Below are 21,977 nucleotides of genomic sequence, written 5' to 3'. Positions count from 1 at the left end.
GTCCCGGAATCCTGCAACCCGATTCCCGCAAGCCAATTACAGCCAGAGAGGTTACACACGATGAAAAATCGACTCGCCCTCACCGCCGCACTGGGGGCGGCCTCCTTATTCCTCGCCGGATGCGGCGGGCCAGCGGCCTCCGACGGCGGCACCAGCGCGCTCACCGAGATCACTGTCGGCACCCTACCGATCGTCAGCAACACTGTTCTGGCCCTAGGTGTCGAGAAGGGGTTCTTCAAGGAAGAGGGCCTCAATGTCAAGCTCGCGAGCGCCCAGGGCGGGGCGGCACTGGTGCCGGCGGTGGTCAGCGGCCAGTACGACTTTGCATTCTCCAACAATGTGTCACTGATGACCGCGCGGGCCCGGGGCTTGCCCATCAAGATCGTAGCGGCGGCCAGCAGCGCCGGGACGAACCCTGCCCCGCCGGATGAAGCCATCGTGGTCGGGCCGAACAACGGCGCCAAGTCGCTCGCGGATCTTGGCGGCAGCACTGTCGCTGTCAACGGCCTAAAGAACATGGTCGAGGTCGCCGACCGCGTCGCGCTGGAGAAGGCCGGCGTCGACCTCGGAACAGTTAAGTTCGTTGAGGTCGGCTTCCCGGATATGCCGGCGGCGCTGGCCAGCGGACGCATCGAGGTCGCCCATGTCGCCGAGCCTTTCCTGAGCCAGGCCGTAAAAGGCGGGGCGCGCATCCTCTCAGCGCCCTATCGTGAGGTTCTTCCCGACGTCTTCATGTCTTCCTGGTTCACCAGCGAGAAGGTCATCGCAGAGAAGGCGAAGACGGTCGACGGGTTCCGCCGTGCCTTGGAAAAGTCACGGATTTATGCCACCGAACACGTTGACGAGGTCCGCGCCTACATACCCACGTTCCTGAAAATGGACGCGACGGTAGCGAAGGAAATCTCCATGGGCAACTGGCCTTCCGGCATGCCCAACAAGGCCTCGCTTCAGGCCTGGTACGACGCATGCATCAAATACGGCGTGTTCTCAAAGGACGGCCTGCCAGATCCGACCACGATCCTGGCGGGCTGATCGTGACCGGACACCGAAACCCAGAGGAACGGAACCAGACATGCAGGTGCTGAGACCGACGAGCGTTCCGGAGACGTTGGCGATGCTGGAGGCCTCGGACGACGACGCGAAGATTATCTCCGGCGGTACCGCCCTCATGCTGATGCTCCGCAACGGCCTCGTCTTCCCCACCGGGTTCATCGCGCTTGACCGTGTTGAGGGGCTCGACTACATCCAGGCCGACGACACAGAGATCCGCATTGGCGCACTCACAACGCTCCGCACCGTGGAACGCTCGGCCGAACTGCAGACGCTGCTACCGACCTTGACCCAGGCGCTGGGCATGGTGGCCAACCACCGGGTGCGCAATCGCGCGACCATCGCGGGGAACGTCTGCGAGGCGGACTATGCCTCCGATCCGCCCGCCATCCTGACGACGCTCGGCTGCCAGGTGCGCGTCGCGGGCCCGCAAGGTGAGCGTCTGATTGCGCTCACCGATCTGCTGGTCGACTACTACGAGACAAGCCTGGAGCACAACGAACTGGCAGTGGAAGTCATCATCCCGAGGCCGGACGCCAGCACCCGCACCAACTACCTCAAGTACGTTAGCCGCTCCTCAGAGGACCGGCCGTGCGTCGGCGTCGCCGCCTCGGTGTCGACCGACGACGCCGGCCGGTTCCGTAGCGTTGACGTGCAGATCGCCGGCGCCACGGCAACGCCGTTCAGCATCCGGTCGGTCCTCGAGGAGTGCGAGGGGGCGGAACCGGGTGACGAAACCTGGGACCATATCGCACGGTCCTACGCGGAAGGCATCGACCCCATTGATGACGCCCGCGGCTCCTCGAGCTACCGCAGGCGCGTCACCCGGGTCCTGATCGAGAGGGCGCTGCGCGAGATGAATGACGACTATGTGAACGGAGCCACGAAGCTGTGATCAATCACGCTGCGATCAATGAAGCCGGGGCTGTCAGGGTTGGGCTTGGCTCCAGCATCGGCACCCCGATCGACATGTACGAGGCCCGTTCCCGGGTGGACGGAAGCATCAACTTTGCCCTCAATGCCGAGGTGCCCGGAATGGTTCACGCGGCCATTCTGCACAGCACAGTGCCACACGCCGAAATCGTCTCGGTTGACGTGTCCGCCGCCGAGGAACTGGAGGGCGTCGTCGCCGTGCTCACCGCGGCGGACTTCGACGTGCCAGGTGCTCCCCTCCGGCACTTCGGGCCGGTCATCAACGACCAGCCGGTCATCTGCGCGCGCAAAGTCCGCTTTGCCGGGGACCCAGTCGCCGCGGTCGTCGCTGAGACCCTTGAGATCGCGCGGGAAGCCGTCGGGCTGATCGAGGTGGAGTACAACGAACTGCCGGTTATCGCATCGATCGACGATGCACTCGCCGCCGACGCCGTCCACGTGCACGACACGCCGCCGCGGCCGCGGGAACGCAGCTACTCGGACATCAAACTCCTCGGACGCGAAGGCAACGTCTGCACGAAGTTCCAGGTCCGCAAGGGCGACGTCGACCGCGCTTTCGCGGAAGCCGACGTAATCATCGAGGACGTCTACCACAGCCCCGCCGTCGAGCATGTCACCATGGAGCCCCATGTGGTCCTCGCCACCTACGCCCATGGCAAGCTGGACGTCCTCACGAGCAGCCAGGCGCCATTCGCCGTCCGCGACACGCTGTGCGAAATGTTCGGGATGCCCAGCTCGAAGGTCCGCGTCACAGTGCCGCCTATCGGGGGCGGCTACGGAGGCAAGACCTATGCAAAGTTCGAGCCCATCACCGCTGTCCTGGCCTGGAAGTGTCGCCGTCCGGTCAAGCTCGTTCTCTCCCGGGAGGAGGAGTTCTCCACCACGACCAAGCACGCCGCGCGCATCCATATGCGGTCTGCCGTGATGAACGACGGCACCATCATCGGCCGCGACGTTGTGGTGCACTTCAACGGCGGGGCCTATGCGGACATCAGTCCCAGGCTCATTAAGAACGGCGGCTACAGCTGCGTCGGGCCCTACCGCATCCCGAACGTCCGGATCGACTCGTATGCGCTGTACACCAACCAGGTTCCGGCAGGCGCCTACCGCGGCTACGGCGTTTCGCAGGCCGCTTGGGGATACGAAAGCCAGATGGACCAGATCGCTTCCGCCCTCGACATGGACCCTGTCGCGCTGCGGCATAAAAACCTGCTCCGCGCGGGTGACGAGTTCGCGACCGGTGAGATCATGACTGAAGCAAGCTACGGTGAGCTCCTCGACATGGCCGCCGAGGCCGTCTCCTGGTCGGACGGTGTGCGGACAACCGTCTCGCCGGACCGGGTCCGGGCCAAGGGCCTGGCTGTCGTCCTGAAGTCGACCATCACCCCGTCGACGACCCATGCGGCGGTGCGGCTCGACGCCGACGGGTCCGTTCAGGTACTCTCCTCGGCCATCGAAATGGGACAGGGAGCCCACACCGTGCTGGCGCAGTTCGCCGCGCAGGCGCTGGAAGTGGACATCAGCCGTGTCAACGTGACCACCCCCGACACCGCCTACACGCCGTACGACCAGACGACAAGCTCTAGCCGAACTACCCGCGCGATGGGCGGCGCCGTCACCAAAGCCGCCCATGAGGTCCGCAACAAGCTCATCGAGCGTGCCGCCCCGCTTTTGGGCTTCACAGGCGACAAGCTGCGGTTGCGCAACGGACGGATCGAAGTCATCGACGTTCCGGAGGCCAGCCTCAGCATCCAGGAGGTCTTCCACGATACGCGCACGGGCAGCATCCTGGGCGAGGGCGAAGTTCTTACGTCCGGCGGTCTGGACCCCGAGACGGGCCAGGGGCTGGCGAGCGACCACTGGCACCAGGGAAGCGCCGCCGTTGAGCTTGAGGTGGACCTCGGCACCGGCAAGGTCTACCTCCAGCACGTCTACGCCGCGGCACACGCCGGTACTGTGATTAATCCGAAGCTTGCCCGGCTGCAGATGCATGGCAGCATCGTCTTCGGCATCGGCCATGCGCTGTACGAGGAGCTGATCTTCGAGGACGGCCTCCTCACCAACCCCAACCTCTCCGACTACGCGATCACCACAATGGGCGATATGCCACACAAGCTGGAGATCGCGCTGCTAGAGGACGAAGGCGAGTCCACCGTGCATGGCCTCGGAGAGACCGTGCTTCCGCCGGTTATCGCAGCAATCGGCAACGCCGTCGCAAACGCCACCGGTCACCGCGTGCGGCGGCTTCCCATCACACCGGAACGAGTGATCGACGCCATGGAGGAACGATGAAAGACATGAACGACGAAATCCTGGTGACATGCCGGATCAATGGCGAGGACGTGACCCTGCAGGGTGACCCTGCCGACTCGACCGTCTCGGCCCTGCGCGCCCGCGGCCTGTACGGGGTGCGGGAAACCTGCGGCTTGGGCGTCTGCGGAACCTGCACCGTGCTGCTCGACGGCGAACCGGTGAGCAGCTGCATCCTGCCCCTGTATGCCATGGACGGCCGTACTATACGGACGGTGGAGGGCGCCGCGTCCGGGGAGACGCTCAGCGGACTGCAGGAGCAGTTCATTGAATCCCAGGCCTTCCAATGCTCGTTTTGCACACCCGGGTTCCTGGCCAGTGCACAGGCTCTGCTCGACCAAACAGAAGGCGAACTGACGCGGCAGCAAGTTGAGGACGGGCTTCAAGGCCATCTGTGCCGATGCGGCTCTTACGAGGCCATCAATGAGGCAATCCGGATCTGCAGCCGCAACCGGGAATCCACGCCCGGGGGCGCCGGGTGCGCCGCGTCCTGAACATGCTAGGAGAACAGTGATGACCTGGGACCACGACCGGCCGTTTGCGCCGATCCACGACCGCCTGCCCTACGATGCCATCGTCGACCGCCCGGCCCCATTGTGGCCGGGCGGCGCTCGGCTTGCCGTCTGGGTGGTGCCCAATATTGAGCACTACGAGTACCTTCCGCCGGCCGGCGCGGTGGACCCCTACCCCCGCACGCCACACCCCGACGTACGGAAATACACCTACCACGACTACGGCAACCGGGTCGGCTTCTGGCGGATGCTGGAGGTCCTCGACCGCCACGAGATCCCGTGCACGACGTCCCTCAACGTCGCCGTCCTTGACCATTACCCGGAGATCGCCGAGGCCATGGCCGCACGCGGCTGGGACCACATGAGCCATGGGCTCTACAACACCCGATACCTGACGGGGATGGACGAGGCGGAAGAGAGGGCTTTCCTGGAGGAATGCAACGAGGTGCTGCGGCGGCACACGGGCAGCAATTTCTCCGGCATGCTGGGACCGAACATCACTGGCAACGCCTGGACGCCGGACCTGATGGCCGAACTCGGCATGACGTTCCACGCAGACTGGGTCCACGACGAACGGCCGGCCCCGCTCATCACCCGCTCCGGCCACCCTCTGGTTGCCCTGCCCTACACCTACGCCCTCAACGATGCGCCCCTGCTGATGCGCTCGCACGTGGAAGGTCCCGAGTATGCCGAGTACCTCCTCGCCCAGTTCGAGGAGCTCCACGAGCGCGAGGAGAACATCGGACGTATGATGTGCCTGTCCCTGCACCCGTTCACAATCGGACAGCCGCACCGCGCCGGCCATCTCGATCGTGTCCTGGCCCATCTGCGCGCCCATGACGACGTGTGGTTCGCGACCGCATCTGACATAGTCGCCCATTACCGGCAGACGGCTTACGACCACGACCTGCAGCGCGCGACTGGGGTGGTGCGGGCATGAGCCGGCCGGAACTCAACATCGTGCGCCCGCTGACCGCGGCCGCGCCAGGCTACGACCACGACTGGTTTCCGTACACACCCCTCCCGGCCAGGCCCGACCGGCGCCAGCTTGCCCCTCCTGGCCTCGCGCTCAGCGTCGTCGTCGACGTCCGGGCAGCCGAATGGGAATACAGCGCGCCGGCTGTCGGGGTGCCTGGGGGACGCGGACTAGCGCCCCATCCTGACTTTCCCCGCATGTCCCACCGGGAATTCGGGCACCGGGCAGGGCTTTTCCGGCTGGCGGCGATTCTGCGGGAGGCTGCCGTGCCATGGGCTGCTGCCGTGGATGTCCTCACGGCCGAGCACTATCCGCGGGTGCTGTCGCTGTTGCAGGACGAGGCTGTGGAGATCCTTGCCGGCGGACTGAGCTCCAGCCGCGCGATCAGCAGCCTGATGTCGGAGCCGGAAGAAGACCACTACATCGGTCAGACCCTCGACCGGCTAGAAAGTGCCATCGGGACCAGACCCCGCGGGTGGATGAGCCCCCAGGGCTCCCAGTCCTTCCGCACACCAAGCATTCTTGCCCGCCACGGGGTGGACTACGTCGCGGACTGGGCGAACGATGAGCAGCCCTACGCCGTCACGGGCGCGGGCGATCTGTGGAGCTTGCCCGTCTCCTGGGAACTCAGTGATCTGTCCTCGATGTTCGTTCGGGGCATCGCCCCAAACTCGTACGCACGCGCTGTGCTCGAAGCCGTCGATGTCTTGGCCGCGGACAGCGTCCGGTCCCCCCGGATGCTGTGCCTGCACCTGCACCCCTGGCTTTGCGGCGAGCCCTTCAGGGCGCGCGCACTCCGTGACCTCATGGCGCGGCTGGCCTCGCGCACCGACGTGTGGTGGGCCTCACCCGCGGACATTGTCGATCACGGCCGAGGCGGGCAACGATGAGCGGCCTGCCCCGTGTCGCCCTCATCTCCACGGGCGGCACGATCGATGCCGTCGGCGCGTCGAGACTCGACCTGGCCTGGTACACCGAAACGAAGGACAGACTTCCCGACGGCGGCCTCTTGGCTGCCCTGCCGGAACTCGAAACGGTTGCCGACGTCGTTCAGGTACCCTTCGTCCGGATGCCCAGTTATGCGCTGTCGACCGCCGACTGGTCGCTGCTCGCTGCGACGGTCCGGGAGCTGGCCGCGGACGGCATGTACGACGGGATCGTCATCACGCACGGGACAAACACCCTTGAGGAGACCGCCTTCCTGCTCAGCCTCACGATCAGCACCAGGATCCCAGTTGTCCTCGTGGGCGCCATGCGCCCAGCGAACGGCCTGGGCAGTGACGGCGCAGTCAACCTCCTCCAAGCCGTGCGGCTCGCCGGCTCGGCCCAGGCCCGCGGTCACGGCGTCCTGGTGATGCTCAACGACACTGTGTTCGCAGCCCGGGACGCCACCAAGACCGCAACTTTCCGGGTCAACGCCTTCGCGGCTCCCGGCCTCGGACCGCTCGGCCACGTCGATGCCGACGGCGAGATCCGGTTGAGCCACCTCCACGCCACCAATGCCATACCCGCCTTCGACGTCGGCGACATCGCCGGGATGCCCCGTGTCGACGTCGTCCTCTCCTACGTCGGCGCCGACGGCGCGCTGATCGAGGCGGCCGTCGGTGCCGGCGCGCGAGGGATTGTCAGCGCCGGCACCGGCGCGGGCCGCCCCACTCCCGCGGAGAGCGACGCACTCGACGCCGCTGCCGCCCAGGGCGTGGTGGTGTGCCAGAGCACGCGGGTGCAGTCCGGACGCGTCTCCCGCTCGCCGGCGATGAAGGCCGCGCGGCGGGTAACCGCCCCCGCGATGGCACCTTGGCAGGCAAGGATCGCGCTGGCACTGGCGGTGCAGCGCACAGACGACATCGAAGAGATCCAGATCACTCTGGACGCACTTTGAACACGTCTGTATACTTGATCATACAGTTGTATACGAGCACTTAGGAGCGCCATGCAAATCGACACTGAGTTCACCGTTGCCGCACCTCATCGCAAGGTGTGGGACTACCTGCTGCGCACCGAGGAAGTCGTGGAATGCATCCCAGGAGCACAGATCGACGCCAAGATCTCGGACGATGAGTACAAAGGCCACGTGACCATCAAACTGGGGCCGCTCGCACTCACCCTCGAGGGCCTCGCCACGATCCAGGACCGCGACCGCGACGAGATGGTGCTTGTCATCGCCGGCAAGGCGAAGGACCAGCGCGGACGCGGCGCCACAGACGCTACGGTGACGGCCCAGGTTCACGCCGCCTCGGAGGAGGCCACCCGGGTCACCATCGTGTCCGACCTTCGAGTGAGCGGAAAGATCGCGCAGTTCGGCCGCGGGGTGATGAAGGACGTGGCGCAGCGCATCGCCGAGGACTTCGCCCGGAATCTTGAAGCCCGCATATCCGCCGAGTCGGAACCTGCACTTGCAGCTCAGGCGGGGTCAGCCGGCGCCAGCATTTCACCACTCGCCGCGGCTAAGCCCGCGGAAGCGATCGGAGGGATCGGCCTGGTAGTCGGTGCGCTAACGCGCTCCGTCGGCCGCAACGTCCCCGGCCTCTTCGGTCGTGACAAGAGTTGATCCCGACCACGGCCCTCCGAAGGACAGGACAACGATGACAAACCGAATGCTTACACGCCTCGACCTGCCGCAGGTGCGCGAATACTACGCCGCCGGCCACTGGCAGGATGAGACGGTCTACGACCGCACCCGAAAGGCAGCGTCTGAACGCCCCGACAAGGTGGCTGTTGTGGAACGGTCACGGAGCATCAGCTACCGAATGCTGCTCGACGCCGCGGACCGCCTCGCCGGGCATCTGGCAGACGCCGGCCTGAGCAGCGGGGACCGGGTCGCCGTATGGTTGCCAAGCCGAGCCGAGGTCGCCGTGGTCCTGCTCGCCTGCTCGCGTAACGGGTACATCGCCTGCCCGTCGCTGCACCGCGACCACACAGTGGGAGAGGTTATTACCCTGGCGCAGCGGACCAGCGCGAGGGCGTTCATCGGACAGCCGGGCTACGGTGCCGACAGCCACCGCGCAGACATCTTTTCCCGCCTGGACGAGATTGATTCCCTCCGGGTGCGCATCCGGCTCGAGCCCGCCGACGCAGCCGAGACGCTGTTCCCCGAGTGTGCGTCCCCCGCAGCGGACGAAGACCGACACAGCGATCCCGAATCGATCGTCTACCTGGCGTTCACGTCGGGGACCACCGGCCAGCCTAAGGGAGTCATGCACTCGAGCAACACGCTGCTTGCCCCGGTCCGCGCGCTGGCCAACGACTGGAACCTCGACGCCGACATGGTGATCTACTCCCTCTCACCTTTGAGCCACAATCTCGGCTTCGGCGCCATGCTGCTGGCGCTGACCGGCGGCGGAACGCTCGTGGCGCACGATCTGCGGCGCGGGCAAAGCGTGGCCCGGCGCATCGCTGATACCGGCGCCACATTTGTCTTCGGCGTACCGACCCACGCCATCGACTTGCTCGCAGAACTCGAACGCGGGGACATCAACGCACTACCCGACCTCGCGGGATTCCGAATTTCCGGTGCCGCAATCCCGACCGACGTTGCCAAACGCCTCATCGCGGCCGGCGTCATCCCGCAAAGCGGCTACGGCATGACCGAAGCCGGCTCCCACCACTACACGCTTCCCGATGATGACCCGGCGCTCATTGTCGGCAGTTCAGGGCGCCCGTATAGCGGGCACCAGGCCAAGATCGTTAGCCCCACGGATGCCTCCGTTGAAGTCCCCCCGGGCACCGTCGGACAGATCGTCGGGCGCGGCCCGAGCGTCATGCTGGGGTATTTCGACGACCAGGCGGCCACCGATTCATCGTTCACGTCCGATGGCTGGTTCTTGACCGGCGACCTGGGATGGGCCGACGAAGAAGGCTATATCCGAATTACCGGACGCAAGAAGGACGTCATTATCCGGGGAGGGCACAACATTTTCCCTGCAAAGATCGAAAACCTCGCCTCACAGTTCGAGGCGGTTGGCAAGGCAGCCGCGATTCCCGTGCCTGATGATCGGCTCGGAGAACGCGTGTGTCTCGTGGTCACCCGCGCCGGGCTTTCCGATCCTGACCCCGAGGACCTGTTGGCGTTTCTCGACCAGGAGGGCCTGTCCAAATACGACATGCCCGAATTCCTGCAGGTCGTCGACTCCATTCCCCTCCTGCCCTCGGGCAAGCTCGACAAGCGCCGCCTCATCGCACAAATGGAATCTGGAGAGATCACTCCCACGCCCATCCGCTTCACGGCGGCCGTCCGATGAGCGCCGGGATGCGGGCGATCCAGGTCTGGGCCTTCGACAATCTGGACGCGGCCGGTGTGGTGTCTTCCGATGTGCCGGTCCCGGCCGACGACGAAATCGTGATCGACGTCGCGGCCGCGCCCGTGAACTACGTCGACCTAGTCACGATGCGCGGCGCCTATCAGTTCCGTCCGGCGCTGCCATACACGCCAGGCAAGGGTCCGGCCGGACGGGTCAGCGCCGTTGGAGCGCGGGTTGGCCACCTCAAGGTCGGTGACCGGGTGCTCGGAATGGCAGAGTACGGCGGCTACGCCGAGAAGTGCGTGATCCGCGGCGACCAAGCCTACCGCCTTCCACCCGACCTCGGATTTGTCGACGCCGCCGCCATGTCGCTGGCATTTGACACGGCCTGGATGGCCCTCATCGAACGAGGCCGGCTCGCGGCGGGTGAGTCCGTGCTTGTACTCGGGGGCACCGGAGCGGTCGGCGGAGCGGCGGTGCAACTCGCACGGGCCCTCGGAGCCGGCATCGTGCTGGCCGGAGTTTCCAAAGCCTCCAGATTCGACGAAGTCGCATCGCTCGGAGCCGACGACTACGTTCTACAGTCGGGACCGAACCTGCGCGACAGCCTGCGGGACCGTGTGCTGGAGCTGACTGCCGGCCGCGGCGTGGATATCGTCATCGACGCCATCGGCGGCGACGCCTTCGATGGCGCGGTCCGTGCGGTTGCCTGGCGCGGCCGCCTGGTCATCGTGGGCTTCGCTGCCGGGCGGATCCCCACGCTCAAGATGAACTACCCGATGCTTAAGAACATCGAAGTATCGGGCCTGCAAATCAGCGACTACCGGAAACGGGCCCCGGAACTTATGGAACGCTGCTTCGAAAACATCTTCGAGCTGTATTCCCAGGGGCGCCTGACCGCACCCCGGAGCGAGACCTTCGCCCTCGACGAGTGGCGGACTGCCGTTGACACGCTATCCAGCAAGTCCACGCGCGCCCGTCTGATCCTCACCCCCTGAACGCCCATCGCGGACGAACGGGCACCCGTCTAGGCCGTCATGTATACCAAAGTATTCCCTCGTATTTACGTAACCAGCCCCTGAAGGAGCGCGAAGTGACCCTTGAAGACCGAACAGACGTCGTCGTTGTCGGCGGAGGTAATGCCGGATTCAGCGCCGCCATCGCCGCGGCCGAGCGCGGCCGCCGCGTAGTCCTGCTGGAGAAGGCGAACCGCGCCGCCCGCGGCGGCAACAGTTACTACACCGCGGGGGCCTTCCGCATCACCCACGACGGGCTGCATGACATTGGCGACCTGATCGAACCCGATGACCGGCATACGGCCACCGATTTGCCGAGCTACAGCCCTTCCGACTTTCAGCTGGACATGAAGCGCGTGACCAACGGCCGCAACGACCAGATGCTGACCGATGTGCTGGTCGGCAACGGCACGGACACGCTGCGCTGGCTGCAGGGCCACGGGCTGCGTTTCCGCCTGATGTACGAGCGCCAGGCCTATCCCGATGCCACGGGCCGGCAGCGGTTTTGGGGGGGCCTTGCCGTCGGATCGGTCGGAGGAGGAATCGGCCTGATCGAGCAGCACGCCGCGGCCGCCGCACGCCTCGGCGTGGAGGTCCGGTACGAGGCCGCGGGCCGATCACTGCTGATCGAGGAAGACGCCGTACACGGCGTCGTTTATGAGGATGCGGAAGGGCAGACGGTCGAACTCCGGGCAGATTCGGTGATCCTCGCCGCGGGCGGATTCGAGGCAGACGCCCAGATGCGTCGGGAATACCTCGGTGAGGGGTGGGAACGTGCGAAGGTCAGGGGCAATCCGCTCAACACCGGCGACATGCTGCGCGCCGCCCTCGCGGCCGGCGCGGCGCCGTACGGCGACTGGAACACGTGCCACAGTGTGGCGTGGGATGCCAACGCTCCCGAGACCGGCAGCCGCACCCTGACCAACCAACTGACGCGCGGCGGCTACTTCCTCGGCATCGTTGTCAATGTGAAGGGTGAACGGTTCATCGACGAAGGCAGCGATTACCGCAACTTCACCTACGCCAAGTACGGCGCCGAGATCCTGAAGCAGCCCGAGGGCCGGGCCTTCCAGGTCTACGATTCGACGACGAGGCCCATGCTGCGCACCGAGGAGTATGACAGCGACGGAGCCAGTGTGCACGTTGCCGATTCGCTGGAGGAATTGGCAGCGCTGATGGGCGTCGACAGCGAGACCTTCGTCAACACGGTGCAAGCCTTCAACGCCAACATCAACACAGAGCGGCCCTTCGATGCCAGCATCAAGGACGGACGCTCGTCGGCTGTCCAGCCTCCGAAGAGCAACTGGGCTGTCCGGATCGCCACGGGGCCCTTCTACGCTTTCCCGGTGACGTGCGGAATCACCTTCACCTTCGGCGGACTGCGCGCCGACGACCACGGCAGGGTGCTCAAGGACGACGGCGCCCCCATCGCTGGCCTGTACGTCTGCGGCGAAATGGTCGGCGGGCTGTTCAGCGGCAATTATCCTGGCGGTTCCGGGCTGACCTCGGGTGCGGTATTCGGACGCCGGGCAGGCTCGCTCGCGTGACAGGCAACCGGGTGGCGCCCCGCTTTTTCAACGTAAACCGGCCGAACCGGAAGGAGACCCAGCATGCGCGATATTCTCGATGACATTGCACCGTGCTACCGGGAAGGAAGGCGCTTCGCGGTAGCCACCGTTGTGCGCACCTGGAGCTCGTCGCCGCGCCCCATCGGTGCATCGATGGCCGTCTTCGAAACCGGAGAGGTCATCGGCAGCGTATCGGGAGGATGCGTCGAAGGCGCCGTCTACGAGGTAGCCCGGGAGGTCCTTGAAACCGGTGTTCCGCAGCTCGTCCGCTACGGTGTTTCCGACGACAACGCGTTTTCGGCAGGACTGACGTGCGGCGGTATCCTGGAGCTCTTCGTCCAGGTCGTCGACGCCGGAACCTTCCCCGGTTTGGGGGACGTCATCGAGTCGGTACGCGAACGCCGACCAATCGCCGTCGTCACCGTTGTTGACGGCGCCGCATCCGCCGGACGCCGCCTCGTTGTCACGCCGTCGGCCGCCTTCGGCTCGCTCGGCCACGAACGGCTGGACCAGGCAGCGGCAGACGGTGCGCGGGGCATGCTGGAACACGGCACCACCGGGGTGTTGCATCTGGGTCCGCACGGAGAGCGGCGATCCGACGAGCTGACCGTCTTTGTCGAATCCCTAGCACCCCCGCCGCGCATGATCGTGTTCGGTGCCATCGATTTCGCCGCGGCAGTCGCACGCATCGGAAAGTTTCTCGGATACCACGTGACCGTGTGCGATGCTAGGCCCATCTTCGCCACCAGGGCGCGGTTCGCAGCAGCCGATGAGGTGGTTGTCGCATGGCCGCACAAATACCTCGCCGAAACAGAGGTGGACGAACGGACGGTCCTCTGCGTCCTGACCCATGACCCCAAGTTCGATGTACCGCTCCTCGAGTTGGCGCTGCGCACACAGGCGGGCTATGTCGGAGCCATGGGAAGCCGGCGCACGCACGATATCCGGCTCGCCCGGCTTCGTGAAAACGGCCTGTTGGAGGAAGAGCTAGCCCGGCTGCGTTCTCCGATCGGCCTGGACCTCGGCGCCAGAACACCGGAGGAGACGGCGGTATCAATCGCCGCAGAGATCATCTCCGGGATGTGGGGCGGCAGCGGCCGTCCGCTGACCGAGACGGCCGAACCCATCCACCGCGAGCCACTGGCATCACATCCCCCGGCGATGCCAGCGGCGCTGACTCGGAATTAGTGGACGGACAAACGCGATGATGCGGACACGGGGAAAGCCGGTCCCCTGCCGGCGGCGGCCATCGGAAACCACCTCGCCGCCGGCGGATAACTCCGACGACGGCGATCGGCCGGCCGACGTCATGCTTTGACGTCCGGTTTAGGTGCTGCTGAACCCGGGTCAGGCGTCCAGCACCAGCAGCGGCGTCTTGGACCGGCCGACGCACAGCATCATCGTCTCGTTCTTCTCGCGGTCCGCCTTGCTGAGGATCGTGTCGCGGTGGTCCGGAATTCCGGCCAGCACCTTGGTTTCGCAGGAGCCGCAGAAACCCTCCTCGCAGGAGAAGAGGATCGAGGGGTTCGCGTCGCGGACGACCTCGAGCAGGGTGCGGTCGGCGGGCACCTTCAGCACGCGGTTGCTCTGCTTGAGTTCCACCTCGAATTCCGCCAGTCCCTCAGCCGTCCCTACGTCCTTGAGGCCGGCGGCCCCGGATCCGGCCTCCGCTGCAGCAGGGGTAGCCGCGGCGCCGAAGCGTTCGAAGTGCATCGCGTCAGCGCCCAGGTGGCGCTCGCAGGCCTGTTCAACGGCGCGGATCAGTGGCTCGGGCCCGCAGCAGTACACGGCGGTCCCGGCCGGCGCGGCTGCCATGGCCCCGTCCAAATCCGGATAGCCGGATTCATCCTTCGGAATGATGCTCACGGTTCCGCCGAGACCTGCCAACTCGTCCAGGAAGGCCATCGACGTCCGGGTCCTGCCGCCATAGAGCACGGTCAGGCCGGCGTCGCCCTGCGCGATCTGCCGCGCCATGGCCAGGATCGGCGTGATGCCGATGCCGCCGGCGATGAGCAGGTAGTGCGGCGCCGGTTCAAGTTCGAAGTGGTTTCGCGGCCCGCGATACGGCAGCAGGCTGCCGGTGCGCACGGTTTCGTGAATTTCACGCGATCCGCCGCGGCTGTTGGGGTCATTGAGCACGGCGATCCGGTACTGCGTCTTTTCGGCGGGATCCGAGCAGATGCTGTACTGCCGCACGGTGCCGGAGGGCAGGACGACGTCGATATGGGCACCAGGGGTCCAGACAGGCAGTTCGCTCCCGTCCGGATGTTCCAAAACCAGGGACAGGACGGCGTCGGATTCCAGGCGCTGGGCGCGGACCAGTAGTTCGGTGATTTCGGTGCTCATACTGTGCCCCTTCCGGTGCTGTTTTCGATTTCTGCGTTGGTTGCCGGGGTGGCGGCGCGGGGCGCGGTGCCGGCGTCAGCGGGTTTGCGGTGTCCGCCCTTGAGGACGTCGATAAAGGCTGTGGCGAGTCCGATCTCCCGAACGGAGACGAGCATGTCCAGTTCCCGGCGGAGCACCGCCATGGCGTAGGCACCCCGGGCGGATTCCCAGTTATGCTGGTCCACCAGGATGCCGGCCAGAAGGACGCCGTTGGCGCGGGCGGCACGAGCCACCGTCGCGACAAAGGCAGAGGGCACCTCGGTCAGGTCGGAGCCGAGCAGGATCATCATGTCCGCGGAGGCGGCCAGATCGGCCATGGTCTCCGTGAATTCAGTTCCAACGGCGCCTTGGATGTCCCGGACGGAGGCTGCGGACTGGCCGGCGTCCGCGACGATGCGGATGTTGGTGAGGTTGCCGGCGGCCATGGCCTGCACCATGGCATTTCCGGACGCGCCAAGCGGCGCCACCAGGATCCGGGCCTCGTAGGAGAGGCGCGTGGGGGTGGAGGTCATCGATTGAGGTTCCTTGTCTGTGTGTGGGCCTGCCGGGAGGACGTGTTTGGCGACGGCGTCCCGGCCGGCTGGGGGCGGATGACCACGTGCGGGCTGGCCGGGCCGTTCCCGGCAGCGAGGCGGTCGAGCATGTCGCCGACCTCTTCCAGGGGCACGTGGGTGGCGGGGACCAGCTCAAGCCCCGAGGTGCCGGCGGCGAGGAGATCGATGCTCTGCCGCACGGCCTCGGGTGAGCGGCCGCGGACCCCGGTGATGGTGTTCGCGCCGCGGATCAGCGCCTTGAGGTCCACCTCGGAGACGGGGACCGGCCCGAGGCCTGCGAGGACCAGCCGCCCGAGTTTGCGCAGCGTTCCGGCTGCGGCGGACGTGACCGCCCTGCCCAGCCCGACAGTATCCAGGATGAGGTCCGTGCCGTTGCCGCCGGTGGCAGAGTCGATCAGGGTTCCCAGGTCCGCACCGTCGTCGTTGATGACCGGCACGGCGCCGAGGGCTTCGGCGATCGCCAGCCGTTGGGAGGAACGGCCGACGGCGACGATCTTCTTTGCGCCCACGGCCCGGGCCGCGGCGACGGCGGCGACGCCGTGGTAGCCCGGACCGATAACAACGACGGTGGAGCCCTCGCGGGCTCCGCCGGCGTTGATCGTCCAGTCCACGGCGTTGGCAAAGGGCTGGGTCCAGGACGCGAGGTCCGGATCCAGCTCCGAAGGCAGCCGGTGCACGATGCTGTTGGTGTTCAGCTGCATGTACTCGGCGTTGCCCCCGTACAGGCCGGAGCCCTCTTCGGCGGAGATCAATCCCACCCGGCGCCGGCCCTTCCATAGGTCCGACTCCGGGCACATGCGGTAGCGGCCCGGGATGGAGCATGCCGCACAGTCGGGGCGTTGGCACGGCAGGTACTCTTCCAGTGCCACCAAGTCCCCCACCGTCACACCCCAGGCCAGCGCACGGTCCGGATCCAGCGCGGTGATCCGGCCGACCACGTGGTGCCCCATGACCGTGGGCCAGTCCAGCCCCGCTTGGTAGAGGCTGACATCCGTCCCGCACACTGCGGAGGATTCGACGCGCAGCCAGCCGACGGCGCCGATGGCGCCGGCGGTGTCCAGGTACCTGACCTCGGTCGCCGCTTCGGGCAGTGAAACGGCGGCCCGGACCCGGTCCGGGCGTCCTGTCACCGGCCCGGCGGCGGGTCCGGGTTCAGGCAGGGCAACGGAGGTGGAGTGGTGGTTCTTCACGGGAGGTACAGCCTCTTCCAATAAGCGGTGTGGACGGGGTTTGGCGGGCTAGATCGAGACGAAGTTTTCCCCCTCGACCACGACGAGGGCGTCGCGGGCGCCTTCGTGGAACGGCGTTTCCTTGGGCAGCAGGACGGAGGTGGAACGGACGCGCTGGTCCGCTACTGCCATGCCCGGCAGGGTCTCGTCGTCGAGGTGGTCCAGGGCCGCGATGAGGCGGCGGCGGGCGAGGATGATGGCCGCGTCGGACGTGCCGAGGCGCTCCTTGGTGCGGTCCGCGATGCTGCCCATGCTTTCCTGGAGCGAGAAGTCCTGCGCGGCGATGCCTTCGATGCCGGAGAACGACTTTTTCTGGCGCTGGGCCTCACGGTCCATCAGGTAGTCGTTGTTCTTGTTGGCCAGGGTGCGGTAGGTGCCGGGAATGTACTTGGCGTGGATGCCGTCGCCGTTGCGCATGGATTCCAGCTCCGTCTCGGTGAGGTCCCGGGTGGGGTGGTAGTTCCAGCTCCAGGCCCAGCAGTTTTCGTCGTCGATCGGGATCCAGGCGTGGCCGCCGAGCGGGTTGTGCGTGCCGAACGGGGGAATGATCGTGTAGAAGGGCATGATCCACTGCGTGATGCGCCAGTAGTATTCCTCGTCGTTGGCGTTGCGGCGCGCGCCGATCAGCAGGCCGCCGTCGCTCTCGACGACCTCGAACTTGGGCCGGGTGTCCGCCTTGAGGTATTTGTTGCCCTCGGTGCCGGAGTGCATCGGATCGTCGTCGAGGTTGAAGCGGTGCGCGAAGGAGACGTGGCTGGAGTCGATGCCGCCCTCCATGGCCTGCATGTGGTTGGTCTCCTGCAGGCGCTTGGAGATGAACCGCTGTCCCTCGCCCAGCATGGCCCATTCCAGTTCGGGCAGTTCGGGCTGCTGGTCGGCCGGGCCCATGTAGGTCCAGATGACGCCGCCGCGTTCCACGCAGGGGTAGGCCTTCTGCTTGATGCGGGATTTGAACTTGGAGTCCTCGGGCTCAGAAGGCATGTCCACGAGGTTGCCCTCGACGTCGTACTTCCAACCGTGGTAGGCGCAGCGCAGGCCGCATTCCTCGTTGCGTCCGAAGAACAGCGAGGCGGTGCGGTGGGCGCAGAACTCGTCAAGGAGGCCAAGGCGGCCCTTGGTGTCGCGGAAGGCGATCAGCTGTTCGCCGAGCAGCTTCACGCGTACCGGCGGGCAGTCGGCCTCGGGCAGCTCCTCGGCCAGCAGCGCCGGAATCCAGTAGCGGCGGAAGAGCCGGCCCATCGGCGTATCGGCTCCGGTCTGGGTCAGGAGGGTGTTCTGTTCTTCGGTCAGCATGATGGCCCTTTCAGGAAGATCGGTGGAACGGCAGGGGCAGCATGGTTGTGCAGCGTGGGGGAAACCGCTTGTGCGTCCGCATGCCGCGCAACTGCGCGTTATGTAGAACTGTGACACCGCTTACCCCGAGGCGTCAAGCCCGCATCCCGGTACACTCGATCCAGCGACCCCCTGAACTGAAAGCCTGAACCGAAAGAGGGCAAAGTATGCGTCACGAAGGCTTCGCCGTCTCGGAAGACCCCGCGAGGGCCGGGCTGCGGGGTGCCCGCCCCAAGGATCTGGTCCAGTCGCTGGAGCGGGGCATCGCCGTACTGAGCGCGTTCGGCGCTGACCATCCCACGATGAACCTGACGGAGGTGGCGAAGCGCTGCGGGCTCCCCCGGTCCGCAACGCGCCGCTTCCTGCACACCCTTGTCGACCTGGGCTATGTCACCTCCTCCGGGCGGCAGTACGAGCTCACGCCGAAGGTCCTTGAGCTGGGGTATTCCTACCTGCCAAAGCTCTCGCTGGCCGACGTCGTGCGCCCCCATGCGGAGCGGCTTGCCCGCGCGCTGGGCGCCTCCGTTTCGGTGGCCGTGCTGGATGGCCCTGACGTCCGCTACGTCCACCGGGTAAATGCCCCCAGTGCGCTGGCTGTCGCGATCAGAGTGGGATCGCGGATCTCCGCCCACCGGACGGGGCTGGGCCGGGTATTGCTGGCATCGCTGCCTCCGGAGAGGCTGGTCGCTTATCTGGACAGCGCCGAGCACGGCCAGGGGGCGCATCATCTGGATGCCGCCGAACGGGAAGATCTTGCCCTTGCGCTGGACGCGGTCCGGGAGCAGGGCTGGAGTTACGTGGACCAGCTGCTCGACGTCGGCGTCCGCGCAGTCGCTGTCCCGCTCTATGCCCGGGATGGCTCCGTCGCGGCGGCCCTGAGCGCGTCCCTGCACAGCGCCGCCATGCCCCAGCGGGTCATGACCGCCGAGTTCGTTCCCCGCCTGCAGGAGTGCGCCGGTCGGATCTCGCTGGAGCTCAGGAGCGGCATCGAGTCCTGAGCCGGCGATCTACGTCCGCTTTGCGCGCATTTGAACTCTTAATGGACGTTTTTCTTGCGTGACGCTGATCACCGTTGCTAGATTCTTTCAATGCGACGCCCGTACGGGACCGCGGGGACGACGATGCCCCGTGAGCCCTCCCACCCGTGGGGCCAGCCCCGGAAGCGCCGCAACATCCTCCGCGCACGGGCGTTATTTCCACGCCCACTGCCGCATAGCTGACAGGAAGTTTCGACGTGACAACAGCCTTGACCTCGTCCCTCTCGTCCCCACCCACGACCCGTAAGGGATACCGCTGGACGGTTCTCTTCCTTTGCTGGTTTGCCTTCACCATGACGTCCGTGGACCGCTCAACCTGGGGGCCGTCGTCGGTCTTCGTGGGTGAAAGTCTGGCTGTTCCGCTCGCCAGCCTGGGAATTTTCGCCACGACCTACTACATCGGGTACGTCGTCTCCAATGCCGGCGGTGGGTTCCTGACCGACAAGATCGGCGGCCGGCGCCTGATCACGATCTCGATGATCGGCGCCGGCGCCTTCATGATGGTCTTCGGCTCGACCACCTCCGCTGTTGTCGGCATCGCGGTACAGGGCGTCGTCGGCTTCTTTGCCGGCGCTGACTATGCCGCCGGGATCAAGCTGCTCTCGAGCTGGTTCCGCCCGGAGGAACTCGGCAAGGTGATGGGCATCTTCACGTCGGCGACGTCGCTGGGCGTCGTGATCGCCAACTTTGCCGTGCCGTTCCTGATCGCCCAGTCAGGCTGGGGCGCCTCCTACCACCTGTTCGGCGCGATCTCGATTGTGTCCGGCATCATCTGCCACCTCGTCCTGCGCCCCGGTCCCGTCGTGGCGATCGCCACCGATCCCGCTGGCAGCCCCAAACGTCCGTCCGCCTGGCGCACCCTCTCGGGCAACCGCAACCTGCTGCTCGTCGGTCTGGCCGGTTTCGGCGGATTCTGGGGAACATACGGCTTCGTGATCTGGTCCAACGCCCTGATGATCAAGGGCCACGGCGTGGCCCCGGCCACCGCCGGCATCATCGTGGCACTCTTCGCCGCCCTGGGCGTGTTCGGCAAACCGATCATCGGGCTCGTGGCGGACCGGTTCAACGGTGCCCGCCGGGTGCCCACGATGATCGTGCTGGGCTGCTTCGCCGTGATGCTGATCGTCTTTGGCATGCTGGACACCGTTCCGGCGTTCCTCATCGCCGCGCCGCTGCTGGGTCTGTCCGCCTACTGCTACCTGCCGCTGATCGTGGCCCTGATCCCCCGGCTCGTCAGCAGCGAGATGGTCGGAACCGCGGCCGGCCTCACCAACGCGGTGTGGCAGCTCGGCAGCGTCCTCGTGCCCGTCGCGGTCGGCGCCGTCTTCGCCGCGACCAGCAACAACTTCATGGCCGCCTTGGGCACTCTCGCCGTCGGACCGCTCATCGGCATGGTCGCCATGTACTTCGTCAACGAACGCCCCGACGAGGTCAAGGTTGTCGTCAGGGCAGAGTCATAGCAGCCAAGCGGCAGCAGAAACCGGCGGCGGGACTGCTGTTCGTGCTGAGCTGCGCCATGGGCGTGGGGCCGCTCCTGATGTACGGCCTGAGCGCGACCAGCAGCTTGGTCATCGACAGCCTGCAGATATCGCCAGGCGAGTTCGGGCTGCTTGCCACCGTCTGTTTTCTGGCTGCCGGGGTCAGTTCGGGCGTGTTCGGCCGTTTCAGCGACCGGATGCGGGGCAGGACCCAGATCTGCCTGATTTTCGGCGGCGCGGCAGTGGCGATGGTGCTGGTTGCAATATCCGGCAACTTCCTCGGGCTGGTGGCGGCCGTGGTTCTTTCAGGTGCCGCCCAAGCACTCTCCAACCCGGCCACCAACCGCCTGGTGATGGACCATGTGCCTGCGCACAGACGAGCGGGCTGGATCGGGGTCAAGCAGTCCGGCGTGCAGGGTAGCCAGTTCCTGGCCGGGATCGCCTTCCCCGCTGTGGCCTTAGTGGCGGGGTGGCGGAGCGCGGCCGGATTCAGCAGCGCCCTTGCCCTGGTCCTCCTCATCGTGGCCTGGCAGTTGATTCCGGTGTCCGCGGGCCCGGCGTCCGCTGTCCCGGATTCCCCGGCTGCCGTGCGATCCACGGCACCATCGCCGGACGTTGTGTCGGCAGGACGCGCTACTTCTCCGCGGGCTGCCGGCGCAGCGAAAGGCGGCAAAGTGCGCCTTCCGGGCACAGTCTGGGTTTACGCGGCCTACGCTCTGCTTTCCGGTTTCGGCATCCAGGCGACCAACGTGTATCTCCCCCTGTTCGCGCAACGTGAAGTCGGCTTCTCCCTCGTCCTCGGGGGGCTGACGGCGGCAGTTGCCGGCGTCGTCGGCGTGGCGTCCCGCATTGTGTGGGGACAGCGGATCGTGGGAAAGGGCAGTTCGTTCACGCTGCTAGTCACATTGGGTCTGGGTGCCGCCGCCGGCGCGGCCCTCCTGCTGGCCGCAGGTCCGACGCAGTCAGGCGTCCTGCTCTGGTGCGGGGTGCTTCTGCACGGGGCCATGGGTCTCGCAATAAACGTGGTGGTCATGGCGGGCATGATGCGCGATGTCCCTCCCGGCAAGGTGGGCGCAGCCTCCGGCCGGGTGGCGGTCGGGCTGTATCTCGGCTTCGCCGCCGGGCCCTTGGCCATGGGAGGGCTGCTGACTGCGTTCAACGGCTTCATGGCTGGATGGTGCGTGGTGCTGGGGGCCTACATCGCCTGCGCGCTGCTCGCAGCGCTTGCCCGTCATCGGATGCCGGGAAGCCCCCAAAGTTGGAGCCCTAGCATCCTCGACAGTGCAGACGCCCCAAAAGGCGCGCCCCGAACCCAATCCAACCATCTGAAACTTGGACACCCGCGGCCATAAGGGA

19 protein-coding genes are annotated in these 21,977 nt (G+C 66.3%); 15 read left to right on the top strand and 4 right to left on the bottom strand.

The genetic code is table 11. The features are described 5' to 3' along the window. The first annotated feature begins 60 nt into the window (after positions 1-60). The 12 genes from ACFVTM_RS18410 (at position 61) to ACFVTM_RS18355 (ending at position 13,794) form a co-directional block, all read left to right on the top strand. Positions 61-1,032, top strand: coding sequence for an ABC transporter substrate-binding protein (locus ACFVTM_RS18410; protein WP_390205294.1), 972 nt, complete (start codon positions 61-63; stop codon positions 1,030-1,032). A gap of 40 nt (positions 1,033-1,072) precedes the next feature. Then, complete coding sequence (locus tag ACFVTM_RS18405) at positions 1,073-1,945, top strand: FAD binding domain-containing protein (RefSeq protein WP_390205292.1); 873 nt, start codon at positions 1,073-1,075, stop codon at positions 1,943-1,945. Next, a complete protein-coding gene (locus ACFVTM_RS18400) occupies positions 1,942-4,275 on the top strand; it encodes a xanthine dehydrogenase family protein molybdopterin-binding subunit (RefSeq protein WP_390205290.1) in 2,334 nt (777 codons plus the stop codon). The genes ACFVTM_RS18405 and ACFVTM_RS18400 overlap by 4 nt, the downstream gene beginning before the upstream one ends. Positions 4,276-4,280: 5 nt before the next feature. Further along, positions 4,281-4,787, top strand: a complete 507-nt coding sequence (locus ACFVTM_RS18395; RefSeq protein ID WP_390205289.1) for a (2Fe-2S)-binding protein — start codon at positions 4,281-4,283, stop codon at positions 4,785-4,787. Positions 4,788-4,806: 19 nt separating this feature from the next. After that, positions 4,807-5,745 (top strand): polysaccharide deacetylase family protein, encoded by a 939-nt coding sequence (locus tag ACFVTM_RS18390; RefSeq protein WP_390205287.1) that lies wholly within the window; start codon positions 4,807-4,809, stop codon positions 5,743-5,745. Then, positions 5,742-6,671 carry a hypothetical protein gene (locus tag ACFVTM_RS18385; RefSeq protein ID WP_390205286.1) on the top strand — a complete coding sequence of 310 codons (930 nt, stop codon included), beginning with the start codon at positions 5,742-5,744 and terminating at the stop codon, positions 6,669-6,671. The genes ACFVTM_RS18390 and ACFVTM_RS18385 overlap by 4 nt, the downstream gene beginning before the upstream one ends. Next, positions 6,668-7,663: an asparaginase gene (locus ACFVTM_RS18380; protein ID WP_390205284.1), complete on the top strand. Its 996-nt coding sequence runs from the start codon at positions 6,668-6,670 to the stop codon at positions 7,661-7,663. Before ACFVTM_RS18385 ends, ACFVTM_RS18380 begins: the two co-directional genes overlap by 4 nt. Positions 7,664-7,714: 51 nt before the next feature. Beyond that, complete coding sequence (locus ACFVTM_RS18375; RefSeq protein ID WP_390205282.1) at positions 7,715-8,332, top strand: SRPBCC family protein; 618 nt, start codon at positions 7,715-7,717, stop codon at positions 8,330-8,332. A gap of 46 nt (positions 8,333-8,378) precedes the next feature. After that, a complete protein-coding gene (locus tag ACFVTM_RS18370) occupies positions 8,379-10,022 on the top strand; it encodes a class I adenylate-forming enzyme family protein (RefSeq protein WP_390205280.1) in 1,644 nt (547 codons plus the stop codon). An 8-nt stretch (positions 10,023-10,030) separates the two neighbouring features. After that, positions 10,031-11,020 carry an NADPH:quinone oxidoreductase family protein gene (locus ACFVTM_RS18365; RefSeq protein WP_390205279.1) on the top strand — a complete coding sequence of 330 codons (990 nt, stop codon included), beginning with the start codon at positions 10,031-10,033 and terminating at the stop codon, positions 11,018-11,020. Positions 11,021-11,115: 95 nt separating this feature from the next. Beyond that, positions 11,116-12,585 (top strand): FAD-dependent tricarballylate dehydrogenase TcuA, encoded by a 1,470-nt coding sequence (tcuA, locus tag ACFVTM_RS18360; protein ID WP_390205278.1) that lies wholly within the window; start codon positions 11,116-11,118, stop codon positions 12,583-12,585. A 63-nt stretch (positions 12,586-12,648) separates the two neighbouring features. After that, positions 12,649-13,794 carry an XdhC family protein gene (locus ACFVTM_RS18355; RefSeq protein ID WP_390205277.1) on the top strand — a complete coding sequence of 382 codons (1,146 nt, stop codon included), beginning with the start codon at positions 12,649-12,651 and terminating at the stop codon, positions 13,792-13,794. 159 nt (positions 13,795-13,953) lie between these two features. Here the strand turns inward: ACFVTM_RS18355 and ACFVTM_RS18350 are convergent, their stop codons facing one another. From ACFVTM_RS18350 to ACFVTM_RS18335, 4 genes are read right to left on the bottom strand one after another with little or no spacing between them, the layout of a single operon-like run. Next, on the bottom strand, positions 13,954-14,952 hold the full coding sequence (locus tag ACFVTM_RS18350) for a PDR/VanB family oxidoreductase (RefSeq protein WP_390205275.1): 999 nt from the start codon (positions 14,950-14,952) through the stop codon (positions 13,954-13,956). Further along, complete coding sequence (locus tag ACFVTM_RS18345) at positions 14,949-15,503, bottom strand: hypothetical protein (RefSeq protein ID WP_390205273.1); 555 nt, start codon at positions 15,501-15,503, stop codon at positions 14,949-14,951. The genes ACFVTM_RS18350 and ACFVTM_RS18345 overlap by 4 nt, the downstream gene beginning before the upstream one ends. Next, the gene (locus tag ACFVTM_RS18340) at positions 15,500-16,735 is read right to left on the bottom strand and encodes a zinc-binding dehydrogenase (protein WP_390205271.1); all 1,236 of its coding nucleotides are present in this window, start codon (positions 16,733-16,735) and stop codon (positions 15,500-15,502) included. The genes ACFVTM_RS18345 and ACFVTM_RS18340 overlap by 4 nt, the downstream gene beginning before the upstream one ends. A 48-nt stretch (positions 16,736-16,783) precedes the next feature. Then, positions 16,784-18,067: a Rieske 2Fe-2S domain-containing protein gene (locus ACFVTM_RS18335; protein WP_390205270.1), complete on the bottom strand. Its 1,284-nt coding sequence runs from the start codon at positions 18,065-18,067 to the stop codon at positions 16,784-16,786. Positions 18,068-18,273: 206 nt separating this feature from the next. Here ACFVTM_RS18335 and ACFVTM_RS18330 point away from each other — a divergent pair, with 206 nt between their 5' ends. The 3 genes from ACFVTM_RS18330 (at position 18,274) to ACFVTM_RS18320 (ending at position 21,973) form a co-directional block, all read left to right on the top strand. Next, on the top strand, positions 18,274-19,104 hold the full coding sequence (locus tag ACFVTM_RS18330; protein WP_390205269.1) for an IclR family transcriptional regulator C-terminal domain-containing protein: 831 nt from the start codon (positions 18,274-18,276) through the stop codon (positions 19,102-19,104). Positions 19,105-19,340: 236 nt separating this feature from the next. Then, entirely contained in the window at positions 19,341-20,603 is a 1,263-nt protein-coding gene (locus ACFVTM_RS18325; RefSeq protein WP_390205267.1) for a nitrate/nitrite transporter, read from the top strand. A gap of 41 nt (positions 20,604-20,644) precedes the next feature. Continuing rightward, on the top strand, positions 20,645-21,973 hold the full coding sequence (locus tag ACFVTM_RS18320) for an MFS transporter (protein WP_390205265.1): 1,329 nt from the start codon (positions 20,645-20,647) through the stop codon (positions 21,971-21,973). Positions 21,974-21,977 lie beyond the last annotated feature (4 nt).

This window comes from Arthrobacter sp. NPDC058130 (assembly GCF_042884475.1).
In the GTDB taxonomy this organism is placed as follows: Bacteria; Actinomycetota; Actinomycetes; order Actinomycetales; family Micrococcaceae; genus Arthrobacter.
This window is presented reverse-complemented; position numbering and strand designations above follow the sequence as displayed.

Coding starts and splice junctions, on each gene's coding strand:
- ACFVTM_RS18350 (WP_390205275.1), bottom strand. CDS start 14,952: ATGAGCACCGAAATCACCGAACTACTGGTCCGCGCCCAGCGCCTGGAA.
- ACFVTM_RS18375 (WP_390205282.1), top strand. CDS start 7,715: ATGCAAATCGACACTGAGTTCACCGTTGCCGCACCTCATCGCAAGGTG.
- ACFVTM_RS18395 (WP_390205289.1), top strand. CDS start 4,281: ATGAACGACGAAATCCTGGTGACATGCCGGATCAATGGCGAGGACGTG.
- ACFVTM_RS18335 (WP_390205270.1), bottom strand. CDS start 18,067: ATGCTGACCGAAGAACAGAACACCCTCCTGACCCAGACCGGAGCCGAT.
- ACFVTM_RS18390 (WP_390205287.1), top strand. CDS start 4,807: ATGACCTGGGACCACGACCGGCCGTTTGCGCCGATCCACGACCGCCTG.
- ACFVTM_RS18370 (WP_390205280.1), top strand. CDS start 8,379: ATGCTTACACGCCTCGACCTGCCGCAGGTGCGCGAATACTACGCCGCC.
- ACFVTM_RS18410 (WP_390205294.1), top strand. CDS start 61: ATGAAAAATCGACTCGCCCTCACCGCCGCACTGGGGGCGGCCTCCTTA.
- ACFVTM_RS18330 (WP_390205269.1), top strand. CDS start 18,274: ATGCGTCACGAAGGCTTCGCCGTCTCGGAAGACCCCGCGAGGGCCGGG.
- ACFVTM_RS18380 (WP_390205284.1), top strand. CDS start 6,668: ATGAGCGGCCTGCCCCGTGTCGCCCTCATCTCCACGGGCGGCACGATC.
- ACFVTM_RS18385 (WP_390205286.1), top strand. CDS start 5,742: ATGAGCCGGCCGGAACTCAACATCGTGCGCCCGCTGACCGCGGCCGCG.
- ACFVTM_RS18365 (WP_390205279.1), top strand. CDS start 10,031: ATGCGGGCGATCCAGGTCTGGGCCTTCGACAATCTGGACGCGGCCGGT.
- ACFVTM_RS18345 (WP_390205273.1), bottom strand. CDS start 15,503: ATGACCTCCACCCCCACGCGCCTCTCCTACGAGGCCCGGATCCTGGTG.
- ACFVTM_RS18355 (WP_390205277.1), top strand. CDS start 12,649: ATGCGCGATATTCTCGATGACATTGCACCGTGCTACCGGGAAGGAAGG.
- ACFVTM_RS18405 (WP_390205292.1), top strand. CDS start 1,073: ATGCAGGTGCTGAGACCGACGAGCGTTCCGGAGACGTTGGCGATGCTG.